The organism is Sphingobium sp. MK2 (assembly GCF_040170545.1).
Taxonomy (GTDB): domain Bacteria; phylum Pseudomonadota; class Alphaproteobacteria; order Sphingomonadales; family Sphingomonadaceae; genus Sphingobium.
The window spans coordinates 1-4,454 of sequence record NZ_JAZDXA010000016.1 but is presented as its reverse complement, the minus strand read 5'-3'; the positions used below and the strand labels follow the sequence as shown (position 1 = coordinate 4,454).

Below are 4,454 nucleotides of genomic sequence, written 5' to 3'. Positions count from 1 at the left end.
TCCAGCGGCAACCAAGCCGACAAGAATGCAGCCGTCGCAGATATTATAACCGCTCAGAGATCGCGGTCCAGCGGCAACGCCGCCGTTCTTCGGCCAGCGATGACGTGAATTATAACCGCTCAGAGATCGCGGTCCAGCGGCAACCCATCCGCGACCTTGCCAGCGATCCCGCGCATTATAACCGCTCAGAGATCGCGGTCCAGCGGCAACCGACGTCTCGGTGTCGAATGCGACGCTGGATTATAACCGCTCAGAGATCGCGGTCCAGCGGCAACGCGCCGGTCGCCTTGATCACATAGGGCGGGATTATAACCGCTCAGAGATCGCGGTCCAGCGGCAACCTTCAGCCTTAGCCCTGCTAACCAACATCAATTATAACCGCTCAGAGATCGCGGTCCAGCGGCAACGCTGGGATCAAGGCCAAGCGGCGGCGGTTATTATAACCGCTCAGAGATCGCGGTCCAGCGGCAACGCGTAGTTTCGTTCGCAATCAATACGGAGATTATAACCGCTCAGAGATCGCGGTCCAGCGGCAACGATCGGCCCGACCTGGTGGGAACGCATCATATTATAACCGCTCAGAGATCGCGGTCCAGCGGCAACCATGAAATCCGCGTCTGGACTGCCATCGTGATTATAACCGCTCAGAGATCGCGGTCCAGCGGCAACGGGTGTCGGGGTCGTAGTGGATGCTGAGCAATTATAACCGCTCAGAGATCGCGGTCCAGCGGCAACATGTTGAACGTCTGCGTCAGCTTGGCCATATTATAACCGCTCAGAGATCGCGGTCCAGCGGCAACCCAGGCCGCGATCTCTGAAAGGTCGGGATGATTATAACCGCTCAGAGATCGCGGTCCAGCGGCAACTGCATATCGATCGCCCAGAACTGATCCCACATTATAACCGCTCAGAGATCGCGGTCCAGCGGCAACTTGTCAGTCCGCCTTTACTGGTCGAATGAGATTATAACCGCTCAGAGATCGCGGTCCAGCGGCAACGTAGACGGGACCCTCATTGACAACCGTGCGATTATAACCGCTCAGAGATCGCGGTCCAGCGGCAACACGATTTCAAGGTGTAGCACATCTTGCATTATTATAACCGCTCAGAGATCGCGGTCCAGCGGCAACTACGCCCTGGGCGATGAAACCATGGCCCCGATTATAACCGCTCAGAGATCGCGGTCCAGCGGCAACGAATTCTACAAACTGGAAACCGCCGCCGCATTATAACCGCTCAGAGATCGCGGTCCAGCGGCAACTATGACGTTCTTCTGCTGGAACACCTTAAGATTATAACCGCTCAGAGATCGCGGTCCAGCGGCAACGTGTAGCGCACGCGCCCGCCGATCGAGGCAATTATAACCGCTCAGAGATCGCGGTCCAGCGGCAACATCAGGCGAAGCAGCAGGCGGGCGCTGGCAATTATAACCGCTCAGAGATCGCGGTCCAGCGGCAACTCGCGTTCGAGGTGCAGCGATTGCGGGACCATTATAACCGCTCAGAGATCGCGGTCCAGCGGCAACTGCGCTGGTCGGTGTCATGCGTGTCACCATATTATAACCGCTCAGAGATCGCGGTCCAGCGGCAACTCATATCAGTTCTTGTCGAGGAGATTACAAATTATAACCGCTCAGAGATCGCGGTCCAGCGGCAACTACGCTCCAGCATGCGCCGAGCCGACAGCGATTATAACCGCTCAGAGATCGCGGTCCAGCGGCAACATCGGGCAGCTTATAGTCTTTCTCGGCTGGATTATAACCGCTCAGAGATCGCGGTCCAGCGGCAACACACGATGAAGGGGCCGCCGGATCAAGGGCATTATAACCGCTCAGAGATCGCGGTCCAGCGGCAACAGCCAGAGCGGCCCTGTTGTTGTTGACGGAATTATAACCGCTCAGAGATCGCGGTCCAGCGGCAACCATCGTTGCAACTCCCCTCTTGCAAGCGACATTATAACCGCTCAGAGATCGCGGTCCAGCGGCAACTTAGCCCGGTCATTCCCTGTCCATCCCTTCATTATAACCGCTCAGAGATCGCGGTCCAGCGGCAACTGCTACCCCCTGACTCAAGGGGATGAAATCATTTGACCTGCCCTGGGTAAATTCCTCCAGTATCGATTAGAGACCGGCCTTCACGAGGACGGATGAGATGAAGCGCAAGAGGTTTACGGAAGAGCAGATCATTGGCGTGCTGCAGGAGGCAGAGGCGGGCGTGCGGACCGGCGATCTGGCGCGGCGGCACGGCATATCCGAGGCGACGATCTACAACTGGAAGGCCAAGTACGGCGGCATGGAAGTATCTGAGGCGAAGCGGCTGCGCTCGCTTGAGGACGAGAATGCGAAGCTGAAGCGCCTTCTGGCGGACGCCATGCTGGACAACGCGGCGTTGAAGGACCTTCTCACAAAAAAATGGTGACGCCCGTCGCACAGCGGGAAGCGGTTGCTCATCTGCGGGATCATCACGGGATGAGCGAGCGGCGGGCGTGCCGCGTCATCGATGCCGATCGCAAGAGCGTTCGCTACCAGTCCCGGCGGCCACCGGAGACGGAGTTGCGTACGCGTTTGCGCGAGCTTGCCAATGAACGACGCCGGTTCGGCTACCGTCGGCTGCACATTCTGCTGCGGCGGGAAGGAGAGCCATCGGGGATCAACCGAGTCTACCGGCTCTATCGGGAAGAAGGGCTTGGCGTTCGCAAGCGTCGGGCACGGCGCAGGGCGGTTGGCACACGGGCTCCGATCCTTGTGGAAGCGCGGCCCAATGCCCGCTGGAGCCTGGACTTCGTCCATGACCAGTTCGCCTGCGGCCGGCGGTTCCGGGTGTTCAACATCGTCGATGATGTGACCAGGGAATGCCTCGCCGCGATCCCCGATACGTCGATCTCTGGGCGTCGTGTGGCGCGTGAACTGACCGCCATCATCGCCTGGCGCGGCAAGCCGGGCATGATCGTCAGCGACAACGGGACCGAGTGCACCGCCAATGCGATCCTGGCCTGGTGCAAGGACCACGAGATCGAGTGGCACTACATCGCCCCCGGAAAGCCGATGCAGAATGGCTACGTGGAATCCTTCAATGGCCGGATGCGAGACGAACTATTGAACGAGACGTTGTTCCACGGCCTCGAGCATGCCCGTGCCGTGATCCGGGAGTGGGCGGAGGACTACAACACCTGCCGTCCACACTCCTCAATCGGATATCAGACCCCGGCCAGCTACGCGGAAACGATTTTTGCAATGGGGTCAGGCATGCCTGACCCCATTGCAAACAAGGCACCCAAAGGCATAACCACAACCGCCGAGGCTCTAATCAAAGCTGGATGAAAAAGCCGTGGCAGGTCACTTGGGACACGATCTCGCGCGATTTCAATGCCTACACGCAGCCCCCTGCTGTTTTCCACACTGTAACATTTCTATATGGCACAAATCGTGATTTCTCTAAATTTCAGGAACATCTCTCGCACAAAGGCCGTTTGGCGGCTCGCGCGGCCTTTTTTGCTTGGAGGCTGGGAGCCGCCCTCAAAGCGACAGTTGTCCTGTCGCGACTTCCTGATAAGTGGCGAAGCGGAAATAGCGGGTTTTGGGTCAATCCCCGTTCAGATTTGACGTATCATAAGCGTGGCATCGGTCACTGATCTACATTCAGGACAGGGTAAAGGGACAAATTCGAGCATGATGATCGTGCGTAAAATCGCTGGACTGACAATCCCCGTCGCTGCCATGGGCGCAGCGCCCGCACTAGCTCAGGCTGGCGATGCCGCAAAGGGTAAGATCGTTTTCGCCCGCTGCGCGCTGTGCCATGATGTCAAGCCTGGGCCCAAGAAGATGGGGCCAAACTTGGCTGGACTGTTCGGTCGCACGTCGGGCACGGTGGCGGGCTTTACCTATTCGCCCGCGATGCAGAAGGCGCAAGTTCGTTGGGATGCCAAAACGCTAGATGCATTTCTGAACAAGCCCAATAGCGTTGTCCCTGGTAACCGCATGGCCTTTGCCGGTTTGCCGCAGGCAGCCGACCGCGCCAACCTGATCGCCTATCTCAAAGCGGAAGCAAAGTGAGGAAGCTAAGTGCCTGATTCAGAAGTTTCTCAAGCGAAGCAATATCTTGCGGTTCTGCGCGTGAGCATGCGGATTGAAGCGATCAGTGCCCAAGCGGTTGAAGATGCGATGGACTTTTCCCAGTCCTTGGCGAGCCGTCGGCAGCGGCCGAGCCATGCGAAAGTGCGTTCAACTACCCATCGTCGGGGGAGCACTTCGAAGCCTTTGGCGCTGTCCGAGCGCTTGATGATGTCGATTGTCCACTTCCCCATGCCGACGAGGGCGGAGCGTAATTTATCGCCTGCATAGCCGCCATCGGCGAACACGTGGCGCAACCATGGGAACCGCGTACGAACAGCGGCCAGCACATCTACGGCCCCATCACGGTCCTGGATATCAGCAGTGTGGACGAGGATGAAGATCA

The 4,454-nt window shown here is 58.3% G+C and carries 3 protein-coding genes and 1 CRISPR repeat array; of the genes, 2 read left to right on the top strand and 1 reads right to left on the bottom strand.

Annotated elements, in window-relative coordinates:
- Window positions 1-42: 42 nt before the first annotated feature.
- Window positions 43-2,053: a CRISPR direct-repeat array (repeat unit 36 nt; unit sequence ATTATAACCGCTCAGAGATCGCGGTCCAGCGGCAAC).
- 97 nt (window positions 2,054-2,150) lie between these two features.
- Together V2I08_RS09275 and V2I08_RS09270 are read left to right on the top strand one after the other, a co-directional pair.
- Window positions 2,151-3,319, top strand: a protein-coding gene (locus V2I08_RS09275; RefSeq protein ID WP_349634829.1) for an IS3 family transposase whose coding sequence is annotated in 2 segments (ribosomal slippage) — window positions 2,151-2,403 and window positions 2,403-3,319 — 1,170 coding nt in all. Because the reading frame shifts where the segments join, the coding sequence is not laid out codon by codon here.
- Between the two features lie 348 nt (window positions 3,320-3,667).
- The gene (locus V2I08_RS09270) at window positions 3,668-4,051 is read left to right on the top strand and encodes a cytochrome c family protein (protein ID WP_349634828.1); all 384 of its coding nucleotides are present in this window, start codon (window positions 3,668-3,670) and stop codon (window positions 4,049-4,051) included.
- Window positions 4,052-4,080: 29 nt separating this feature from the next.
- Here V2I08_RS09270 and V2I08_RS09265 read toward each other — a convergent pair.
- A partial coding sequence (locus V2I08_RS09265) for a transposase (RefSeq protein WP_349634827.1) occupies window positions 4,081-4,454 on the bottom strand: 374 nt, incomplete at its 5' end.

Excerpts from the sequence above, each read along its gene's own strand:
- V2I08_RS09270 (WP_349634828.1), top strand. The coding sequence starts at position 3,668 with ATGATGATCGTGCGTAAAATCGCTGGACTGACAATCCCCGTCGCTGCC.